This window comes from Leifsonia sp. Leaf264 (assembly GCF_001422325.1).
Taxonomy (GTDB): Bacteria; Actinomycetota; Actinomycetes; order Actinomycetales; family Microbacteriaceae; genus Orlajensenia.
In genome coordinates this window covers 97,059-115,641 of record NZ_LMMR01000007.1, presented here as the reverse complement: position 1 = coordinate 115,641, position 18,583 = coordinate 97,059, and the positions used below count along the sequence as shown (strand labels likewise).

Sequence of the window (18,583 nt, the reverse complement as noted above, 5' to 3'; positions counted from 1 at the left end):
CGATGTTCCGCTCCCTCTCGGGATACAACTACAGGATCTGGTTCGTCGGCGCCCTCGTGTCGAACATCGGCGGCTGGATGCAGTCGACGACGCAGGACTGGGTGGTGCTGACCCAGCTCACCCAGAACAGCGCCGTGGCCGTCGGGTTCACGATGGCGCTCCAGTTCGGGCCGCAGCTCGTGCTGGTGCCGTTCACCGGCCTCGTCGCCGACCGTTTCGATCGCCGGCGCATCCTGTTCGTGACGCAGTCCGTTCTCATGCTGCTGGCCGTGGGCCTCGGAGTGCTGCTGCTCGCCGGCCACGCCGAACTCTGGCACCTCTACGCCTTCGCGCTCGCCCTCGGCATCACCAATGCCTTCGATGCGCCGGCACGCCAGAGCTTCGTGAGCGACCTGGTCTCGGGCCAGAACACCTCGAACGCCGTGGCCCTCAATGCCGCATCCTTCAACACGGCGCGTCTGATCGGGCCTGCCGTCGCCGGCCTGCTCATCGTCGTGATCGGATCGGGATGGGTGTTCATCGTGAACGCCTTCACCTTCATCGCGATGCTCGCGGCCCTCGCGATGCTGCGTCGCCACGAGCTGCGACTGCACCCGAAGATCAAGCGCGCCCGAGGCCAGTTCGTGCAGGGCTTCAGGTATGTCGCGACGCGTCCGGACCTCAAGGTCGTGTTCGTGATCGTGTTCCTGGTGAGCGCCTTCGGCATGAACTTCCCCATCTTCGCCTCGACCATGGCCGTGGAGTTCGGTGAGGGCGCCGGCGAGTACGGCCTGCTGTCATCGATCCTCGCCATCGGATCGTTGACGGCCGCACTGCTCTCGGCTCGGCGATCCAAGGCACGCCTGCGCGTCGTCATCGCGGCGACGGGATTCTTCGGGCTCGCCGCCCTGACCGCGTCCCTGATGCCCACGTACGCCAGCTTCGCGGTGTCGCTCATCTTCATCGGCTTCGGCACCGTCACCCTGCTCACGACGGCCAACGGCTACGTGCAGACCACGGTGCCGGGAGAGCTGCGCGGCCGTGTTCTCGCCCTCTACATGGCACTGCTCATGGGCGGCACCCTCATCGGGGCGCCGATCATCGGCTGGGTGGCCGACGCGTTCGGGCCACGCTGGGGGCTCGGGGTCGCCGCCATCGCGGCCACCACCGGATTCGTCATCGGAGCATGCTGGATGTTCTTCTCCCGCGGCGTGCGGCTGGTGCGGGTTCCGCAGACGCGTTGGCGTTTCGCCGTCGCCTCGGCCGAAGCTGCCGATGCTATCGCCGTCGGCGACAGGGTCACGCTGCCAGGGGCTCCGGCGACGGATGCCGCCCCCGCGGCGTCGCGGCATCCGGTGCCCGAGGACTTCTCCGACGAGTTGGCGCTCACCTCGCCGATCCCGCTGCCGAAGCTGCCCCCTCGCGACCCGCACGCTGCCCAGCACACGCACACGCACACGCGCACGGGGCCGCTGCCGCGCACGGGCTGACCCGCGCACGCTGCGGCGGCGTCAGGGGATGAGCGTCACCGGACGCGCGTCAGCCGCCCGTCGACTGCCGCACCACGAGTTCGGGCTGGAACACCACGTGCTCGCGCTCGAACCCGGCACCGGCCGCAGCCTCGCGCAGCATGAGGTCGACGGCCGTGTAGCCGATGAGCGCCGCCGGCTGACGGATCGACGACAGCGGAACCACGGCCGCCTCGGCGAAGGCGATGTCGTCGTAGCCGATGAGAGCGATGTCGCCGGGGATGCGGATGTCGCCGAGCATGTGCAACGCCTGGAGCACGCCCATCGCGAGGAGGTCGTTCGCCGCGAACACGCCTTCCGGGCGATACTCCGGCGGACGGGCGCTGATGGCCTCGCCCGCAGCGCGACCCTGCAACACCGAGAGCGAGTCGGTGTCGATGAGCTCCAACTGCACCCCGGGCGTCTCCGCCACGGCCTGTCGTGCTCCGACCAAGCGGTCGGTCACCTGGCGGATGCCGTGCGGGCCGCCCACGAAGGCGATCCGGCGGCGACCGTTCTCGATGAGGTGCCGCACGGCCAGGTAGCCGCCGGCCACGTCGTCGACCGAGACCGAGGAGAACTCGGCGCGGTCGGCTTCGCGGTCCACGAGGACCGTCGGCGTTCCGTTCGCGCGCACCCGTCCGAGCCTGGACAGGTCCTCGCCGACCGGCGTGATGAGGATGCCGTGCACGCGTTGCTCCTCGAACAGGTCGAGGTAGGAACCCTCGCGCGTCAGTTTCTCGTCGCTGTTGCCGAGCAGGAGCGTGAAGCCGTCTTCGGCCGCGCGATCCTCGGCTCCCCTGGCGACGTCGGTGAAGAACGGGTTTCCGACGTCGAGCACCACCATGCCGATGCTGCGGCTCTTGCCGGCCCGCAACTGCCTGGCGGCGTCGTTGCGCACGAAGCCGAGCTTCTCGATCGCCGCCTGCACCCTGGCCACGGTCTCGGGGGCGACCTTGTCGGGATGGTTGAGCACGTTCGACACAGTGCCGACGGAGACGGATGCCGCAGACGCGACGTCGCGCACACTCGCTGACATGGTCTCCCCCGCATCCGTCGGGCACGCCTCTCGCCGACGCTCGTCTGCGAGTCGACCCGTACCCGCAACTGTAACGATTCATCGGCGCGATTGTGCGCCGACTTGACCACGACACTGGGATCGTCCTATTGTTCTGCTGTGCCGTATTGAAACGGTTCAACTCGACGAGGAGATGATGCCGATGGTGTCGCGAGATCAGACGCCCACCGATGCCCTCGTGCTCCGCGACGTCGGGAAGGCCTTCGGCGCCGTTGTCGCCCTCCGCTCGGCCTCCCTCACGCTGAAGCGCAATTCGATCCACGCCCTCGTCGGCGAGAACGGCGCAGGCAAGTCGACACTGGTGAAGATCATCGCCGGCCTCTACCAGCGAGACACCGGCGACTTCGAGCTCGACGGCGAGACCGTCGACTTCTCCTCGACCGCGCAGTCGAAGGCATCCGGGATCGCCGTCATCTACCAGGAGCCCACGCTCTTCCCCGACCTGTCCGTCACCGAGAACGTCTTCATGGGACGCCAGCCCACCGGTCGCTTCGGCCGCATCGACCGGAAGGCCATGCGCACCGAGGTCGTCGCGCTGTTCAAGCGACTGGGAGTGCGCATCGATCCCGACCGCCCCGCAGAGGGCCTCTCGATCGCGGACCAGCAGATCATCGAGATCGCGAAGGCCATCTCTCTCGACGCCAGCGTTCTCGTCATGGACGAGCCGACGGCAGCCCTCTCCGGCGTCGAGGTCGACCGCCTGTTCGCCGTTGCACGGAGCCTGCGCGACGAGGGTCGTGCACTGCTGTTCATCTCCCACCGCTTCGACGAGGTCTTCGCACTCTGCGACGTCGTCACGGTCATGCGCGACGGCGAGTACATCTCGACCGATGCCATCGCCGAGACCAGCGTCGACGAGATCGTGCGGCGCATGGTCGGCCGCGACGTCGGCGACCTGTTCCCGAAGGAGGTCGCCACCATCGGCGATCCCGTACTCGTCGTCGACGGACTCAGCTCGGCCGGTGTCTTCAGCGACATCAGCTTCACGGTCCGTTCTGGCGAGATCGTCGGCCTCGCCGGCCTCGTCGGGGCCGGACGCAGCGAGGTGGCCCGGGCCGTCTTCGGCGTCGACTCCTACGACAGCGGCAGCACCAGCATCGGCGGGGTCTCCATCCCGAAGCACAATCCGACGGCCGCCATGCGCCTCGGCCTCGCGCTCGTACCCGAAGACCGACGCAAGCAGGGACTCTTCCTCGACTCGGCGGTCTCGGGGAACATCACCATGGCCATCCGTCGCCAGCTGGCGAAGGCCGGCATCCTGACAGCGGGCATGGAGAACGCGGCGGCGCAGATCTGGGCGAGCCGCCTCGAGGTGAAGACCAGCGCGCTCGACACCCTCGCCGGCACCCTGAGCGGTGGAAACCAGCAGAAGGTGGTGCTCGGCAAGTGGCTCGCCACCGACCCGCGCGTGCTCATCATCGACGAGCCCACCCGTGGCATCGACGTCGGAACGAAGGCGGAGGTGCACCGCCTGCTCTCCGAGCTCGCGGGCCGCGGGCTCGCCATCCTCATGATCTCGTCGGAGCTGCCCGAGGTGCTCGGCATGGCCGACCGCGTCCTGGTCATGCGCGAAGGACGCATCACCGCCGAGATCGACCGCGCTGATGCCACCAGCGAGTCCGTCATGTTCGCAGCCACCCACGCATCGGAGCAGCTCTCGTGACCACCGTCACCCCCACCCCCGCGGCGAAGAAGCCCAACCGCGTCGTCGCCAGCGCCGGTACCCTTCTCAAGGCCCGCGAGTTCGGCATCTTCCTCGCCCTCGCGCTCGTCATCATCGTCACGACGGCCAAGAACCCGAACTTCCTGTTCAGCCCCGACGGCTGGCGCGACCTGCTGCTCACGCCGTCGATCCTCGTGCTGGTGGCTGTCGGCCAGGCCATCGTCATCATCACCCGCAGCGTCGACCTCTCCGTCGGCTCGGTGCTCGGCCTGTCCGCCTACCTCAGCGGTCGCCTGTTCATCGACCTGCCCGGCGTGCCGATCGTGGTGGTGTTCCTGCTCTGCATCATCTTCGGCGGACTGCTCGGCCTCATCAACGGAGCGCTGGTCGCCTTCGCTCGGGTTCCGGCTCTGGTGATCACCCTCGGAACGCTGTACGCCTATCGGGGCATCAACGTGCTCTGGACCGGCAGCGATCGCATCAACGCCTCCGACTTCCCCAAGGCGTTCCTCGCCCTGGGCACCAACTCCATCCTCACCATCCCGATCCTGACGATCATCGCCCTCGTGGTGCTCATCGTCGCCGCCTGGTACATGAAGAACATCCGCGGCGGTCGCGAGTTCTACGCGATCGGATCGGACCCGGATGCCGCAGAGCTCTACGGTCTGCGCGTGACCCGCCGCATCCTCACCGCGTTCATCACATCCGGAGCACTCGCCGGGCTCGCCGGCGTCCTGTACGCCGCCCGCTACGGCACCGTCAACTCGCAGGCCGGCGTCGGCTTCGAACTCGACGCCGTGGGAGCCGCGGTGATCGGCGGCGTCGCCATCTTCGGCGGTTCGGGATCGGTCTGGGGCGCTGCCATCGGTGCGGTGCTGCTGCTCACGATCAACCGCGCCCTGCCGATCCTCGGCGTGCAGGACTTCTGGCAGCGGGCCGTGGTCGGCGTGCTCATCATCGGCGCGATCGTGCTCGACCGCCTGCTCTCCCTCCGACAATCACGCAAGCTCCTGGAAGCGAGGGAGGAATCCGAATGACCAGCCTCGACACAGCGCCGGCATCGCCGGCCGCCACCTCGGCCCCCCGCACCTACCGCAACTACGGGCATCCGCTCTGGCGCCGCATCCTCGTGAGCCGCGAGGCGGCAGTCATCGGTGCGCTCATCCTGGTGATCGTCGTGTCGTCGGGGGTGGTGCGCAACTTCGGCAGCCCCATCACGATGACGTACCTGCTGCTCGACGTGGCGCCGATCCTTCTCATCGCACTGCCGATGACGCTCATCATCATCACCGGCGAGATCGACCTCTCGGTCGCCAGCATCGTCGGCCTGTCGAGCGTGCTGCTCGGAACGCTGACGCAGGGCGGGATGCCGATCGAGCTCGCAGCCCTCGTGGCGATCATCGTCGGCGCCCTCGGCGGAGCGCTGAACGGATTCCTCATCACAGTGGTGGGGCTGCCGTCGCTCGCCGTCACGATCGGAACCCTCGCGCTCTACCGCGGTCTCGCCGTCGGCCTGCTCGGCACCACGGCCGTGACGGACTTCCCGGAGTTCTGGACCGACCTGGCCAAGTCGAAGCTCGGCGACACCGGAGTTCCGGCCATCGTCATCCCGTTCCTGGTGCTGGCCGTGATCTTCGCTGTGCTGCTGCACTTCACCCCCTTCGGACGCGGCATCTTCGCCATCGGCCAGAGCTCGGAGGCCGCGACGTTCTCGGGCGTTCACGTGAACCGCACCAAGCTCATCCTGTTCGTGCTGTCGGGTGCCGTCTCGGCCTTCGCCGGCCTGTACTACACACTCCGATTCGGCAGTGCCCGCGGCGACAACGCCACGGGCCTGGAACTGCAGGTGATCGCAGCCGTGCTGCTCGGCGGCGTGAGCATCTTCGGTGGCCGCGGTGCGCTGCACGGCGTGATCGCCGGCGTCCTCCTCATCGGGGTGCTCGCGAGTGCCCTGCGCCTCGCCAACGTCACCTCCGACGTCATCAACATCATCACCGGAGTGCTCCTCGTGCTCTCGGTGGTGTACTCCAGCTTCCTGACCTGGCTGCAGAAGAAACGCCAGAAGCCAGGAGGGAACCGGAAGTCTCCGCCGCGCACAGCCACGTCGTAGCCGAGCACATCCGATTTCGCTTCACCGCACTGCCCACAACCGAAAGGAAGCACAAAGATGTCATTCCACACCAAGCGCACGCGCATCGGTGCGATCGCGGCCCTCGCCGTGACCGTCGCCCTCGTCGCCACAGGCTGCTCGAGCGGCGGCTCCGGAGGAGACTCCTCAGAGGGAAGCGGAGGCGGCGATGCCAACCTGGCCATCACGTTCCTGCCCAAGAACCTCGGCAACGCCTACTTCGACACCTCCGACAAGGGCGGCGAGAAGGCCATCAAGGAGTTCGGCGGAACCTACGCCGAGGTCGGCCCGGCCGAAGCCTCGCCCGACGCACAGGTCAGCTACATCAACACGCTGACCCAGCAGGGCGTCGGCGGCATCGTCGTCTCGGCGAACGACCCGAAGGCCATCTGCGACGCCCTCAATGAGGCTCGCGACGCCGGCATCAAGGTCGTCACCTTCGACTCCGACACCAACCCCGAGTGCCGCGACATCTTCATCAACCAGGCCACGGCCGACGGCATCGCGAAGGTCCAGGTCGACATGATCGCCGACCAGATCGGCGACAGCGGCGAGGTCGCCATCCTGTCGGCGAGTGCCAACGCGACGAACCAGAACGCGTGGATCGAGACGATGAAGACGCTCCTCGCCTCCGACCACCCGAACATCAAGCTGGTCGACACGGTCTACGGCGACGACGACGACCAGACGTCGTTCGACAAGACCGCTGCCCTGCTGCAGACCTACCCCGACCTCAAGGGCATCATCTCGCCCACGACCGTCGGCATCGCGGCTGCTGCGCGCTACCTCTCGACGTCTGACTACAAGGGCAAGGTCGCACTGACCGGTCTCGGTACGCCGAACCAGATGCGCGACTTCGTCGAGGACGGCACTGTCACCGAGTTCGCACTGTGGAACCCGGCCGACCTCGGCTACCTCGCCGCCTTCGCGGCCAAGGCCCTCATCGAGGGCGACATCACCGGCAAGGAAGGCGACAGCTTCACCGCCGGCGACCTCGGTGACTTCAAGGTCGGCGCCGACGGCACCGTCCTCCTCGGTGAGCCCTACAAGTTCAACAAGGACAACATCGGCGACTTCGACTTCTAGTCGCCACGGGGATGCCGCGCTCCCGGGTGCGGCATCCCCTCCCTCCCCCTTCCCTCCCCATCTCGAACGGAGCCGACGATGAGTACTACAGGATCAGCGGCACCGTCCCGCGTCTGCTTCCAGCTGCAGGTGCAGCCGAACCGGATCGACGAGTACAGGCAGCGTCACGCCGCCGTCTGGCCCGAGATGCTGCAGGCCATCGCCGATGCCGGCCGCCGCAACTACTCCCTCTTCCTGCGCCAGGACGGCCTGCTCATCGGCTACTACGAGACCGATGACGACGCCGCCGCGCAGTCCGCCCTCGAGTCCGATCCCCGCACGGCCGCCTGGGAGGCGGCCATGGCCGAGTTCTTCGTTCAGCTCGACGGCCGCCCCGATCAGGCAGCACCCCGACTTCTCGAGATCTTCAACCTCGAGGCCCAGCTCTCCGCGGCATCCGTCGCCGATCCAGCCAGCACCCCCGCACCACCCGCAGCCTCCGCAGCCTCCGCCTCCGACGCTGGCAGCTCGTCCGAAAGGAATCCCTCGTGAGCCTCTCCTCTGACACCCTCGCCCTGCTCGAGCAGCAGGCGATCGAACTGCCGTCGTGGGCGTTCGGCAACTCCGGCACCCGGTTCAAGGTGTTCACCACGCCGGGCACCCCGCGCACGCCCGAGGAGAAGATCGCTGACGCGGCGACGGTGAACCGGTTCACGGCGTTGGCCCCGAAGGTGGCTTTGCACATCCCGTGGGACAAGGTCGACGACTACTCGGCGTTGCGGGCGTTCGCCGAGGATCAGGGCGTGGCCCTGGGAACGGTGAACTCGAACACGTTCCAGGACAACGACTACAAGTTCGGTTCCCTCACCCACGTTGATGCCGGCATCCGGCAGAAGGCCATCGACCACCACTTCGACTGCATCGACATCATGCACGCGACCGGGTCGCAGGATCTGAAGATCTGGCTCGCCGACGGCACCAACTATCCCGGCCAGGGTGACCTGCGCGGCCGTCAGGACCGGTTGAACGACTCGCTGCGCCAGATCTACGACAGGCTCGGCGACGAGCACCGCCTGGTGCTGGAGTACAAGTTCTTCGAGCCCGCTTTCTACCACACCGATGTTCCCGACTGGGGTACCAGTTACGCCCAGGTCGCGACCCTCGGCGAGAAGGCGATGGTGTGCCTGGACACCGGCCACCACGCACCGGGTACCAACATCGAGTTCATCGTCATGCAGTTGCTGCGCCTCGGCAAGCTGGGCTCGTTCGACTTCAACTCGCGCTTCTACGCCGATGACGACCTCATCGTGGGTGCCGCGGACCCGTTCCAACTGTTCCGCATCCTCTACGAGGTCGTGCGCGGCGGCGGTTACGGACCCGACTCGCCGGTGGCGTTCATGCTCGACCAGTGCCACAACGTCGAGGACAAGATCCCCGGCCAGATCCGCTCCGTGCTGAACGTGCAGGAGATGACCGCACGGGCGCTGCTCGTCGACAGCGCCGCCCTGACCGCGGCGCAGGAGGCGCACGACGTGCTCGGCGCGAACGGCATCCTGATGGACGCGTTCTACACGGATGTGCGCCCCGACCTCGCCGACTGGCGTGAGAGCCGCGGACTTGCCGGCGACCCGATGGCCGCCTACGCAGCATCCGGCTACCAGCAGCAGATCGCCCAAGACCGCGCCGGCGGAACCCAACTCAGCTGGGGCGCCTGACCCACACACCCCACCGAGTCGCCCACTCTCGTCGCCACACCCTCCGCTCCGGCGGCCGGATGCGACCAGAACGGGCGACTCGCGGAAACCGAAAGAGAAGAAGCGACCATGACGAACGAGACCGCTGCCGCGCTGATCGCGCGCTCCAATCGCCTGGGCTCGGACCCGAAGAACACGAACTACGCCGGGGGCAACACCTCCGCCAAGGGCACCGACGTCGACCCCGTCACGGGTGAGCCGGTCGAGCTGCTCTGGGTGAAGGGCTCCGGCGGTGACCTCGGCACTCTCACCGAGTCGGGTCTGGCCGTGCTGCGCCTGGACCGGATGCGCGCCCTCGTCGACGTCTACCCCGGCCTGGACCGGGAGGACGAGATGGTGGCGGCGTTCGACTACGCCCTGCACGGCAAGGGCGGGGCCGCGCCGTCGATCGACACGGCCATGCACGGCCTCGTGGACGCCGCGCACGTGGACCACCTGCACCCGGACTCCGGCATCGCGATCGCGACGGCGGCCGACGGGGAGGAGCTAACCGGGAAGATCTTCGGCCAGAGCGTGGTGTGGGTGCCGTGGCGGCGCCCCGGGTTCCAGCTGGGCCTGGACATCGCGGCGATCAAGGACGCGAACCCGCAGGCCATCGGCTGCATCCTCGGCGGGCACGGCATCACCGCGTGGGGCGACACGTCCGAGGAGTCCGAGGCGAACTCGCTGCAGATCATCGCCAAAGCTGAGGCGTACATCGAGGCCAACGGCAAGGCGGAACCCTTCGGAACCGTCTTGACCGGTTACGAAGCCCTCGACGCCTCCGAGCGCACTGCGAAGGCTGCCGCGCTGGCCGCCACCATCCGCGGCCTGGTCTCGACCGACCGCCCCCAGGTGGGCCACTTCTCCGACGCCCCCGAGGTGCTCGACTTCCTGGCGGCATCCGAGCACCCGCGCCTCGCGGCCCTCGGCACGAGCTGCCCCGACCACTTCCTGCGCACCAAGGTCAAGCCCCTGGTGCTCGACCTGCCGGCCGACGCATCGATCGAGGACTCGATCGCCCGCCTGCACGAGCTGCACGAGGCCTACCGCGCCGACTACGCCGCCTATTACGACGCCTACGCGACCCCCGAGTCGCCCGCCATGCGCGGTGCCGACCCGGCCATCGTGCTCATCCCCGGCGTCGGCATGTTCAGCTACGGTGCGAACAAGCAGACCGCCCGCGTGGCCGGTGAGTTCTACCGCAACGCCATCAACGTCATGCGCGGCGCCGAGGCGCTCTCCACCTACGCGCCGATCTCGGACGAGGAGAAGTTCCGCATCGAGTACTGGGCCCTCGAAGAGGCCAAGCTGGCGCGGATGCCCAAGCCCAAGCCGCTCGCCACCCGCATCGCCCTGGTCACCGGGGCGGCATCCGGCATCGGAAAGGCCATCGCCACCCGCCTCGCCGCCGAAGGAGCCTGCGTCGTCATCGCCGACCTCGACCTCGAGAAAGCCCGGGCTGCTGCCGCCGAGATCGGGTCCACGGATGTCGCCGTCGGCGTGCAGGCCAACGTCGTCGACGAAGCCCAGGTGCAGGCATCCATCGACGCCGCCCTGCTCGCCTTCGGCGGCCTCGACATCGTCGTGAACAACGCCGGCCTGTCGCTGTCGAAGTCGCTGCTGGAGACCACCGTCGCCGACTGGGACCTGCAGCACAACGTGATGGCCAAGGGCTCCTTCCTCGTGTCGCGCGCCGCGGCGAGGGTGCTGATCGAGCAGAAGCTCGGCGGCGACATCATCTACATCTCCTCGAAGAACTCGGTGTTCGCCGGGCCGAACAACATCGCCTACTCGGCGACCAAAGCCGACCAGGCCCATCAGGTGCGCCTGCTCGCGGCCGAGCTCGGCGAGCACGGCGTGAAGGTCAACGGCATCAACCCCGACGGCGTCGTCCGCGGCTCCGGCATCTTCGCCGGCGGCTGGGGCGCCAAGCGGGCCGCCGTCTACGGTGTGCCCGAGGAGGAGCTCGGCGCCTACTACGCCCAGCGCACCCTGCTGAAGCGCGAGGTGCTGCCCGAGAACGTCGCGAACGCCGTGTTCGTGCTGTGCTCGAGCGACCTCTCGCACACCACCGGACTGCACATCCCCGTCGACGCCGGCGTCGCCGCCGCCTTCCTCCGCTGATGCCTCGCCAGCGCCCGGCCCTCGGCTGCCGCCGTGTGAAGGCACCGCGGCGGCCCGACTCCCGGATTCACAGGGGTCGGGCGGCGAGTGCCTTCACACGGCGGGCGGATTGCCTTCACACGGCGGGAGTCGGGCGATGAGCGGCAGCGGCACGGTCGCGGCCGTCGACCTCGGTGCGACGAGCGGCCGCGTCATCCTCGGAGACGTCGGACCCAACGAGCTGCGGATGCAGCAGCTCGCCAGGTTCCCGAACACCCCCGTCACGACCCCCGACGGCCTGCACTGGAACATCGGCGAGCTGTACCGCAGCGCTCTCGGCGGTCTCACCACGGCATTCCGACGGGAGCCGAAGCTGGCGAGCATCGGCATCGACTCGTGGGCTGTCGACTACGCGCTCCTTCACGAGGGCCGCATGCTGAGCGAGCCGTTCCACTATCGCGACAGCCGCACGGCAGCCGGCGTGAAGGCGACCCACGCCATAGTCCCGTTCGCCGAGCTGTACCGGCGCAACGGCCTGCAGTTCCTGCCGTTCAACACCGTCTACCAGCTCATGGCCGAGCGCGGTCCCGAGAGCGGCATCGGATGCCTCTCCCGCGCCGACAGCATGCTGCTCGTGCCCGACCTGCTCACCTACTGGCTCACCGGCGAGCTCATAGCCGAACGCACCAACGCCTCGACGACGGGCCTGCTCGACGTCGTGACCGGCGAGTGGGACACGGCGCTGCTCGGCCAGCTCGGCCTGCCTCCTGCACTGCTGCCGTCTCTCGTCGACCCGGGCACCCGGGTCGGACCACTGACGCCGGAAGTGGCGAAGCAGCTCGGCGGCAGCGCCGACGTCGTGGCCGTCGGTTCCCACGACACGGCGTCGGCCGTCGTGGCCGTTCCCATGGACGCGGCGACGAGCGCCTACATCTCCTGCGGCACCTGGGGGCTCGTCGGCGTCGAACTCGAGGAGCCCGTGCTGACGGATGCCGCCCGCGACGCGAACTTCACCAACGAGGGCGGTGTCGACGGCCGCATCCGTTTCCTCCACAACGTCATGGGGCTCTGGCTGCTCAGCGAGTCCGTGCGCAGCTGGGAGGCCGATGGCCAGAGGATCGACCTGCCCAAGCTGCTCGCGGCTGCGGCATCCCTCGCCGCCCCGGTCGCCGTCTTCGACGCCGACGACCCTCGGTTCCTGAAGCCGGGCGACATGCCGGCGCGCATCGCCGACTACTGCCGCGAGCACGACCTCGCCGTTCCGGTCACTCCGGTGGAGTTCGTCCGCAGCATCATCGAGAGCCTCGCCGACGCCTTCGCGCGTGCCGTGCGCACGGCGGCGGCCCTCACCGGACGCACGATCGAGACTGTCCACATCGTCGGCGGCGGCTCGCAGAACGAGCTGCTCTGCCAGCTCACGGCGAACCGCGTCGGGCTGCCGGTGCTCGCCGGTCCTGTGGAGGCGACGGCCATCGGCAACATCCTCGTGCAGGCTCGGCTGCAGGGCTTCGCCGCGGGCTCCCTCGAGTCCCTGCGCAGCCTGGTAGCCGCCGCCTTCCCGCCGAAGCGCTACGACCCGCGCTGAGACTGCCGCGACGGTTTCATCGCGGCCCGGCGATGGGAGGACTCGAACGTCGGGAACTCCACCCTGTCGCCGACGGATGCATCGGAGCAGACTGGTCGCGTCGATACCCGAGGCGCACCACCCTGCGTCGCGACGCGAAGGAGCCAGTCATGGCGCGCACCACCGTCGAGATCCGGAACGAGACCACCATCACCCTCGAGCTCGCCTCGCAGAAGGGCGACTGGTCGGCGCCTCCGCCGGAGTCGATCAGACCCGGAGCCAGCGCGACGATCACGCTGGAAACCGGCCTGCTCGGCGGCACGGGTCACCTCGTCTACACGATCGGCACGGCGACGGCCCGGCACCTCGGCCTGACCTGGAAGGCCGGAGTGCTCGATCGCGATCGCAGCGACGACATGACCGTGGAGGCACCGCAGGGCTTCGACGCCTCCGTCACCCGGAAGAACGAGCGCGCCGTCGTGCGCGTGCTGGAGTCCGTGCGTCACGCCGTGCCCGACTTCGCCCCCTCCCGCAACGGCCTGCACTTCCCGAACGCCTGGTCGCACGAGCTGCCGGTCATGAGCGTCGGGAAGATCATGAACGACCTCATCGACGCCATGCCGGCCGGGCTCGGCGCCATGCTCCAGATCGCCCGCCGCGACCCCGACTGGATGCCGCTCACTCGCGCCGACGCCGGGCTCTGCGGCGGCATGGTCTTCACCGTGCTCGACTACTTCACGGCGGGGCGGGCCGTGCCAGGGCGACGGACCCCACCGGCGGCATCCGACGATCCACTCTTCCTGTTCGTCAGGGAACGGATGCTGGACAGCCTCGACCTGAGCGGCGACGGCCACCGCTGGCTGAGCTACTCGGCCCCGCAGTACCCCGACGACGACGAGGGCGTGCCCGGCGCCATCACTCGCGGCAGGCGACGCGTCACCTTCGACGACACCATCCCGGCCGTGCGGTCCGACATCGACGCCGGCCGACTCTCGCCGATCGGGCTCATCCGCAGCATCGACCTCGACATCGGGAAGAACCACCAGGTGATGGCCTACGCCTATGAACAGAAGGGAGCGAAGACCGCGCTCTGGATCTACGATCCCAACGAGCCCGACAACGACGACGTCGTGCTTCGCCTCGACGCCGACCAGCCGACCGGCCACCTGCATGTGGTGCGCGAATCTCATGAACGGGCCGCCGACACCGGACCGATCTACTGCATCATGCCGCTACGGGGATACGCCCCGATGCTGCCGCCGCAACTCGCCGCCTGACGGGCAGCCCTCAGCGGATCCCGCTCGACACCATCCACGCGCCGCGCCGCACGGCGCGTTCGAGGTCGTACGCACGGGCACTGAAGTCCTTCGCCGACACCGAGACCGACACCGCCCCGATAGTGCGACCCGACGTCGCGCGCACCGGTGCAGCGATGCATGCGAGTTTCGGCATGTACTCCTCGATCTCCACGGCGATCTGTTGGGCGCGCACCTCGTCCAACTGTTCGCGGAGCTTTTCGGCATCCGTCACGCTGTCCGTCGTGAGTGCTCGGGCACCGTTCCGGGCGAGGAAACGGGTGAGCTGCGCGTCGTCCTTCGAGGCCAGCATGAGCTTGCCGAACGCCGTGACGTGCGAGGCCTCCGAGAACCCGACATGCAACTGCGTGATCTGCGGATGCTCCACCGAGTCCTCGATGTGGGCGACGGCGATGTCGTCACCACGGAACACCGTGAGATACGCCGGTGCTCGCGCAGCGTCGTGGACCGCACGCAGAGCGGCCCGCACCGGCGGGTCGACGACGAGCTGGTCCTGGAGCGCCCGCCCGAGCTCGTCGACGGCGCGGCCGAGGATGTAGCGATACTCGCCGGGCTGGCGTCCGACGTAATCGAGGCGGTGCAGCGTCGCGAGCAGCCTGTAGGCCGTCGACTGGTTCAGGCCGAGTTCCTCGGCGATCTCGGCGGCGGTGAGGCCCGTCGGCGATGCTCCGATCACCTCGAGGATGCGCAGCACGCGCGCGGCCGACTGGATGCCGTTCAGCACCGTCGCGTCGGCCTCGGTTCTGCCGCTCTGCAGAGTCATGCGACGAGTGTATGCCGCGCTCGACGACGCGCACAGGGGATCTGGCCGGCGCACAGGGCCGCCGGCGCGTGAATGCGGCATCCGTTTCGCACACTGTGCGAATGCCTGTCGCGGGAGCCCGACGACCCGCTCAGGCTGGTGCCGAACCACTCGCCAGACTCACCCGCCAGTGCGAGCTCACCCGCCAATGCACGGAGGTACGCAATGCCGAAGATCGTCATCCTCACCGGAGACGCCGCGGAGACCCTCGAGGTCTTCTATCCCTACCACCGGTTGCAGGAGGCCGGCTACGAGGTGCACATCGCAGCTCCCGAGAAGCGCAAGCTGCAGTTCGTGGTGCACGACTTCGTCGACGGATTCGACACCTACACGGAGAAGCCCGGGCACACCTGGGATGCGGACATCGCCTTCGCCGACGTCGTGGCCGGCGACTACGTGGCCGTCGTCGTCCCCGGCGGACGCGCCCCGGAGTACATCCGCAACAACGAGGAGGCCAAGCGCATAGTGCGCGAGTTCTTCGCGGCGGATGCCCCCGTTGCGGCGACCTGCCACGGTCCGCTGCTGCTCGCGGCGGCCGGCGTGCTCGCAGGCCGCACCTCGTCTGCCTATCCGGAACTCGCCATCGACGTGGAGCTGGGCGGCGGAGTGTTCGAGAACGGCGGCGGCGTCGTCGACGGCAACCTCGTCACGGCGCGGGCCTGGCCAGACAACGGCACCTGGATGAAGGCGTTCCTCGAGGTGCTCGACGCGGCTGGAGCCAGCCGGGCTGCTGCGTAGCCGCGCGCTGATCGGCGGTGGGCCGGGTTCCGACTCAGCGCTGGTCGCGACGGCGGTGATCCGCCCCGGGACCGTAGATGATGATCCCGCCGAGCGGCACGAGGAGGAACCAGAGCCAGGCCCAGGCCCAGCCGCCGGAGAACCCCGTGATGAAGAACAGCGCGAGCGCGACGAACGGGATGCACGCCATGATCGTGGCGCCGACACGGCCGCCCAGGGCACGCACTGACGGGGCGGAGCGCGCCCGATCGAAGGAATCCGGTGGCAGTGCCGACGCTGACGCCGACGCCGCGTACTCCGCGCCGACGGATCCCGTCGGCACCGGCAGGTCGGAGAAGAGCGGCGCCAGATCGCCGCGGGTCACAGCCAGGCGGGCACTGGATGCGCGTTGGTCGAACTCGTCGGTGCGCAGGCGTCCCTCGTCTCGTGCAGACGCGAGCTGCCGAACGGCGAGGTCGCGTTCCGCATCGCTGAGTCGTTCCGAGGAACGTCGGGGATCCGCGTAGTCCGTCATACGTCCACTCTGTCGCAGTTCGGGCCCGACGGGAACGGGCTGTCGGCCACGCGATTCGACTGGCCTCGACGCGTGGGATCCGACGAGCAGGCCTCGAGCATGGCCCTGGCACGGGCTTGCATGTGGTCAGACCACAACGCTACTGTGGTCTGACCACAGGGAGGCGGTGTCGCGATGAGCACGACGGATGTACTGGTCGGCCCCGCCGCGCCCGACGACCTCCGTGCCTGGCAGAGCGTGCTCGCGCACGTCGAGGCGCAGCTTCTCGACGGCACCCTCTCCCCCGGCGATCATCTTCCGCCCGAGCGCACCCTCGCTGCCGAGCTGGGCGTCGGTCGATCGAGCGTGCGCGAGGCCGTACGCGTGCTCGAGGCCATGGGCCTCATCCGAACCCAGACCGGATCGGGACCGAGCGCCGGCGCCATCATCGTCGCCACGCCGCACGGTGCGATGAGCGCCCTGCTCCGGCTGCAGGTCGCGGCCCAGGGGTTCCGAGTGACCGACGTCGTGAAGACCCGACTCGTGCTCGAGGCCGCAGTCGTGGCCGAGGTCGCGGATGCCGCGAGCCCGGCGCTCGACGAGCCCCGGCGTCTCCTCGACGCGATGGACTCCCCCGACCTCACCCCGCAGGAGTTCCTGGCGCTCGACGCCGCCTTCCACGTGTCGCTGGCCGCCGCATCCGGCAACGATGTCGTGACGGCGATGATGACCGGCCTGCGTTCGTCGATCGAGGGCTACGTGCAGGCCGGACTCGCCGCCATCGACGACTGGGAGGCGACGGCGGTTCGCCTGCGCGAGGAGCACCGCGGCATCATCGCGGCCATCGACACCGGCGACGCCCTCGTCGCCAGGTCGCGGGTACACGCCCACATCACCGGCTACTACGCCCAGACCGCCCTCGTCACCGAGGACCGTTCAACCCCCGAGACGACCGCCGTCGTCGCAGCCCCCAGCGGAACCGGGCACATCGCCCTGTCCCGTCGCACCCCGGAACAGTGAGGAACCCCATGGTCCAGCGCCAGATCCCGAAACCGGCCGAGCTCGCCGAGCTGATGAAGTTCAAGAAGCCGACGTTCAACGCCACCGACCGCCGACTGGAGAAGGCGCTCACCATCGCCGACCTGCGGGCCATCGCCCAGCGGCGCACGCCGAAGGCTCCGTTCGACTACACCGAGGGTTCGGCCGAGGGGGAGATCTCGCTGAAGCGCGCGCGGCAGGCATTCCAGGACATCGAGTTCCACCCGTCGATCCTGCGCAACGTCCCCGTCGTCGACACCACCCGCGAGGTGCTGGGCGGGCCGAGCGCGCTGCCCTTCGGCATCGCGCCCACGGGATTCACGCGCATGATGCAGACCGAGGGCGAGGTGGCCGGAGCCGGGGCCGCCGGGGCGGCCGGCATCCCGTTCACCCTCTCGACCCTCGGCACGACCTCGATCGAGGATGTGAAGAAGGCCAACCCCGTCGGTCGCAACTGGTTCCAGCTCTACGTGATGCGCGACCGCGAGATCTCCTATGAGCTCGCCCGTCGTGCAGCATCCGCAGGCTTCGACACCTTGTTCTTCACCGTCGATACCCCTGTCGCGGGTGCCCGCCACCGCGACAAGCGCAACGGCTTCTCGATCCCGCCGCAGCTCACTCCGGGCACGGTGATCAACGCTCTGCCCAGGCCCGCCTGGTGGATCAACTTCCTGACGACGCCGAAGCTCGAGTTCGCCTCGCTGTCGTCGACCGGCGGCACCGTCGGCGAGCTGCTCGACTCGGCCATGGACCCCACGATCTCCTTCGACGACCTCGACATCATCCGTGGCATCTGGCCCGGGAAGATCGTGGTCAAGGGCGTGCAGACCGTCGCCGATGCGAAGCTGCTCGCCGACCGCGGAGTCGACGGCATCGTGCTCTCGAACCACGGCGGACGCCAGCTCGACCGCGCCCCCATCCCGTTCCACCTGCTGCCGGATGTCGCCCGCGAGGTCGGCTCCGATCTCGAGGTGCACCTCGACACCGGGATCATGTCCGGCGCCGACATCGTCGCGTCGATCGCCCTCGGCGCCAGGTTCACGCTCGTCGGGCGCGCCTACCTCTACGGCCTCATGGCCGGTGGACGCCGCGGCGTCGACAAGACCATCGAGATCCTGCGCACCGAGATCGTGCGCACCATGAAGCTGCTCGAGGTGGCGTCGCTCGATGAACTCGGTCCGCAACACGTCACGCAGCTCGCCAGGCTCACGCCGATTGCCCGCGGAGTGACGGATGCCGCGGAGGCTGCGGCATCTGCGAAGCCCACAGTGGTGCGCACGCCGCGGGCGAGCACGGCTCCGAAGTCGGCGGCCGTCCGGAAGGCGCCGGTCAAGAAGTAGCGGCTCGGCCCCCTTCCGCTGGTCGAGTAGCC

General features: G+C 68.7%; 16 protein-coding genes. 13 read left to right on the top strand and 3 right to left on the bottom strand.

Annotated features, from left to right (window positions below):
- Positions 1 to 2 precede the first annotated feature (2 nt).
- Positions 3 to 1,469 (top strand): MFS transporter, encoded by a 1,467-nt coding sequence (locus ASF30_RS16340; RefSeq protein WP_082467964.1) that lies wholly within the window; start codon positions 3 to 5, stop codon positions 1,467 to 1,469.
- Between the two features lie 49 nt (positions 1,470 to 1,518).
- Here the strand turns inward: ASF30_RS16340 and ASF30_RS16335 are convergent, their stop codons facing one another.
- Positions 1,519 to 2,526, bottom strand: a complete 1,008-nt coding sequence (locus tag ASF30_RS16335) for a LacI family DNA-binding transcriptional regulator (RefSeq protein ID WP_055909099.1) — start codon at positions 2,524 to 2,526, stop codon at positions 1,519 to 1,521.
- Positions 2,527 to 2,707: 181 nt separating this feature from the next.
- Between ASF30_RS16335 and ASF30_RS16330 the strand changes: the two genes are divergently transcribed.
- The 9 genes from ASF30_RS16330 to ASF30_RS16290 all read left to right on the top strand — a co-directional run bounded on the left by ASF30_RS16330 (position 2,708) and on the right by ASF30_RS16290 (position 14,101).
- Positions 2,708 to 4,228 (top strand): sugar ABC transporter ATP-binding protein, encoded by a 1,521-nt coding sequence (locus tag ASF30_RS16330; protein WP_121004016.1) that lies wholly within the window; start codon positions 2,708 to 2,710, stop codon positions 4,226 to 4,228.
- Entirely contained in the window at positions 4,225 to 5,265 is a 1,041-nt protein-coding gene (locus ASF30_RS16325) for an ABC transporter permease (protein ID WP_055909096.1), read from the top strand. The genes ASF30_RS16330 and ASF30_RS16325 overlap by 4 nt, the downstream gene beginning before the upstream one ends.
- Entirely contained in the window at positions 5,262 to 6,338 is a 1,077-nt protein-coding gene (locus tag ASF30_RS16320) for an ABC transporter permease (RefSeq protein WP_055909093.1), read from the top strand. Before ASF30_RS16325 ends, ASF30_RS16320 begins: the two co-directional genes overlap by 4 nt.
- Before the next feature lie 57 nt (positions 6,339 to 6,395).
- Positions 6,396 to 7,442, top strand: coding sequence for a rhamnose ABC transporter substrate-binding protein (gene rhaS, locus ASF30_RS16315; protein WP_055909089.1), 1,047 nt, complete (start codon positions 6,396 to 6,398; stop codon positions 7,440 to 7,442).
- Positions 7,443 to 7,520: 78 nt separating this feature from the next.
- A complete protein-coding gene (locus ASF30_RS16310) occupies positions 7,521 to 7,973 on the top strand; it encodes an L-rhamnose mutarotase (RefSeq protein WP_082467963.1) in 453 nt (150 codons plus the stop codon).
- On the top strand, positions 7,970 to 9,136 hold the full coding sequence (rhaI, locus tag ASF30_RS16305; RefSeq protein WP_055909086.1) for an L-rhamnose isomerase: 1,167 nt from the start codon (positions 7,970 to 7,972) through the stop codon (positions 9,134 to 9,136). The genes ASF30_RS16310 and rhaI overlap by 4 nt, the downstream gene beginning before the upstream one ends.
- 108 nt (positions 9,137 to 9,244) lie before the next feature.
- Positions 9,245 to 11,281 (top strand): bifunctional rhamnulose-1-phosphate aldolase/short-chain dehydrogenase, encoded by a 2,037-nt coding sequence (locus tag ASF30_RS16300; RefSeq protein ID WP_055909083.1) that lies wholly within the window; start codon positions 9,245 to 9,247, stop codon positions 11,279 to 11,281.
- A 136-nt stretch (positions 11,282 to 11,417) separates the two neighbouring features.
- Positions 11,418 to 12,845 carry a rhamnulokinase gene (locus ASF30_RS16295; RefSeq protein ID WP_055909079.1) on the top strand — a complete coding sequence of 476 codons (1,428 nt, stop codon included), beginning with the start codon at positions 11,418 to 11,420 and terminating at the stop codon, positions 12,843 to 12,845.
- 149 nt (positions 12,846 to 12,994) lie between these two features.
- The gene (locus tag ASF30_RS16290) at positions 12,995 to 14,101 is read left to right on the top strand and encodes a hypothetical protein (RefSeq protein WP_157497475.1); all 1,107 of its coding nucleotides are present in this window, start codon (positions 12,995 to 12,997) and stop codon (positions 14,099 to 14,101) included.
- Between the two features lie 10 nt (positions 14,102 to 14,111).
- Here the strand turns inward: ASF30_RS16290 and ASF30_RS16285 are convergent, their stop codons facing one another.
- A complete protein-coding gene (locus ASF30_RS16285) occupies positions 14,112 to 14,903 on the bottom strand; it encodes an IclR family transcriptional regulator (RefSeq protein WP_055909074.1) in 792 nt (263 codons plus the stop codon).
- Between the two features lie 204 nt (positions 14,904 to 15,107).
- Here ASF30_RS16285 and ASF30_RS16280 point away from each other — a divergent pair, with 204 nt between their 5' ends.
- Complete coding sequence (locus tag ASF30_RS16280; RefSeq protein ID WP_055909072.1) at positions 15,108 to 15,680, top strand: DJ-1/PfpI family protein; 573 nt, start codon at positions 15,108 to 15,110, stop codon at positions 15,678 to 15,680.
- 34 nt (positions 15,681 to 15,714) lie between these two features.
- Here ASF30_RS16280 and ASF30_RS16275 read toward each other — a convergent pair whose 3' ends face one another.
- Complete coding sequence (locus ASF30_RS16275) at positions 15,715 to 16,194, bottom strand: DUF1707 SHOCT-like domain-containing protein (protein ID WP_055909070.1); 480 nt, start codon at positions 16,192 to 16,194, stop codon at positions 15,715 to 15,717.
- Between the two features lie 174 nt (positions 16,195 to 16,368).
- Between ASF30_RS16275 and ASF30_RS16270 the strand changes: the two genes are divergently transcribed.
- Both ASF30_RS16270 and ASF30_RS16265 read left to right on the top strand, forming a co-directional pair.
- Positions 16,369 to 17,193: a FadR/GntR family transcriptional regulator gene (locus ASF30_RS16270; RefSeq protein ID WP_055909067.1), complete on the top strand. Its 825-nt coding sequence runs from the start codon at positions 16,369 to 16,371 to the stop codon at positions 17,191 to 17,193.
- 8 nt (positions 17,194 to 17,201) lie between these two features.
- Positions 17,202 to 18,551 carry an alpha-hydroxy acid oxidase gene (locus ASF30_RS16265; protein ID WP_055909065.1) on the top strand — a complete coding sequence of 450 codons (1,350 nt, stop codon included), beginning with the start codon at positions 17,202 to 17,204 and terminating at the stop codon, positions 18,549 to 18,551.
- The last annotated feature ends 32 nt before the right edge of the window (positions 18,552 to 18,583 follow it).

Coding starts and splice junctions, on each gene's coding strand:
- ASF30_RS16340 (WP_082467964.1), top strand. CDS start 3: ATGTTCCGCTCCCTCTCGGGATACAACTACAGGATCTGGTTCGTCGGC.
- ASF30_RS16295 (WP_055909079.1), top strand. CDS start 11,418: ATGAGCGGCAGCGGCACGGTCGCGGCCGTCGACCTCGGTGCGACGAGC.
- ASF30_RS16270 (WP_055909067.1), top strand. CDS start 16,369: ATGAGCACGACGGATGTACTGGTCGGCCCCGCCGCGCCCGACGACCTC.
- ASF30_RS16320 (WP_055909093.1), top strand. CDS start 5,262: ATGACCAGCCTCGACACAGCGCCGGCATCGCCGGCCGCCACCTCGGCC.
- ASF30_RS16280 (WP_055909072.1), top strand. CDS start 15,108: ATGCCGAAGATCGTCATCCTCACCGGAGACGCCGCGGAGACCCTCGAG.
- ASF30_RS16300 (WP_055909083.1), top strand. CDS start 9,245: ATGACGAACGAGACCGCTGCCGCGCTGATCGCGCGCTCCAATCGCCTG.
- ASF30_RS16275 (WP_055909070.1), bottom strand. CDS start 16,194: ATGACGGACTACGCGGATCCCCGACGTTCCTCGGAACGACTCAGCGAT.
- ASF30_RS16285 (WP_055909074.1), bottom strand. CDS start 14,903: ATGACTCTGCAGAGCGGCAGAACCGAGGCCGACGCGACGGTGCTGAAC.
- ASF30_RS16265 (WP_055909065.1), top strand. CDS start 17,202: ATGGTCCAGCGCCAGATCCCGAAACCGGCCGAGCTCGCCGAGCTGATG.
- ASF30_RS16335 (WP_055909099.1), bottom strand. CDS start 2,526: ATGTCAGCGAGTGTGCGCGACGTCGCGTCTGCGGCATCCGTCTCCGTC.
- ASF30_RS16310 (WP_082467963.1), top strand. CDS start 7,521: ATGAGTACTACAGGATCAGCGGCACCGTCCCGCGTCTGCTTCCAGCTG.
- ASF30_RS16290 (WP_157497475.1), top strand. CDS start 12,995: ATGGCGCGCACCACCGTCGAGATCCGGAACGAGACCACCATCACCCTC.
- rhaS (WP_055909089.1), top strand. CDS start 6,396: ATGTCATTCCACACCAAGCGCACGCGCATCGGTGCGATCGCGGCCCTC.
- ASF30_RS16330 (WP_121004016.1), top strand. CDS start 2,708: ATGGTGTCGCGAGATCAGACGCCCACCGATGCCCTCGTGCTCCGCGAC.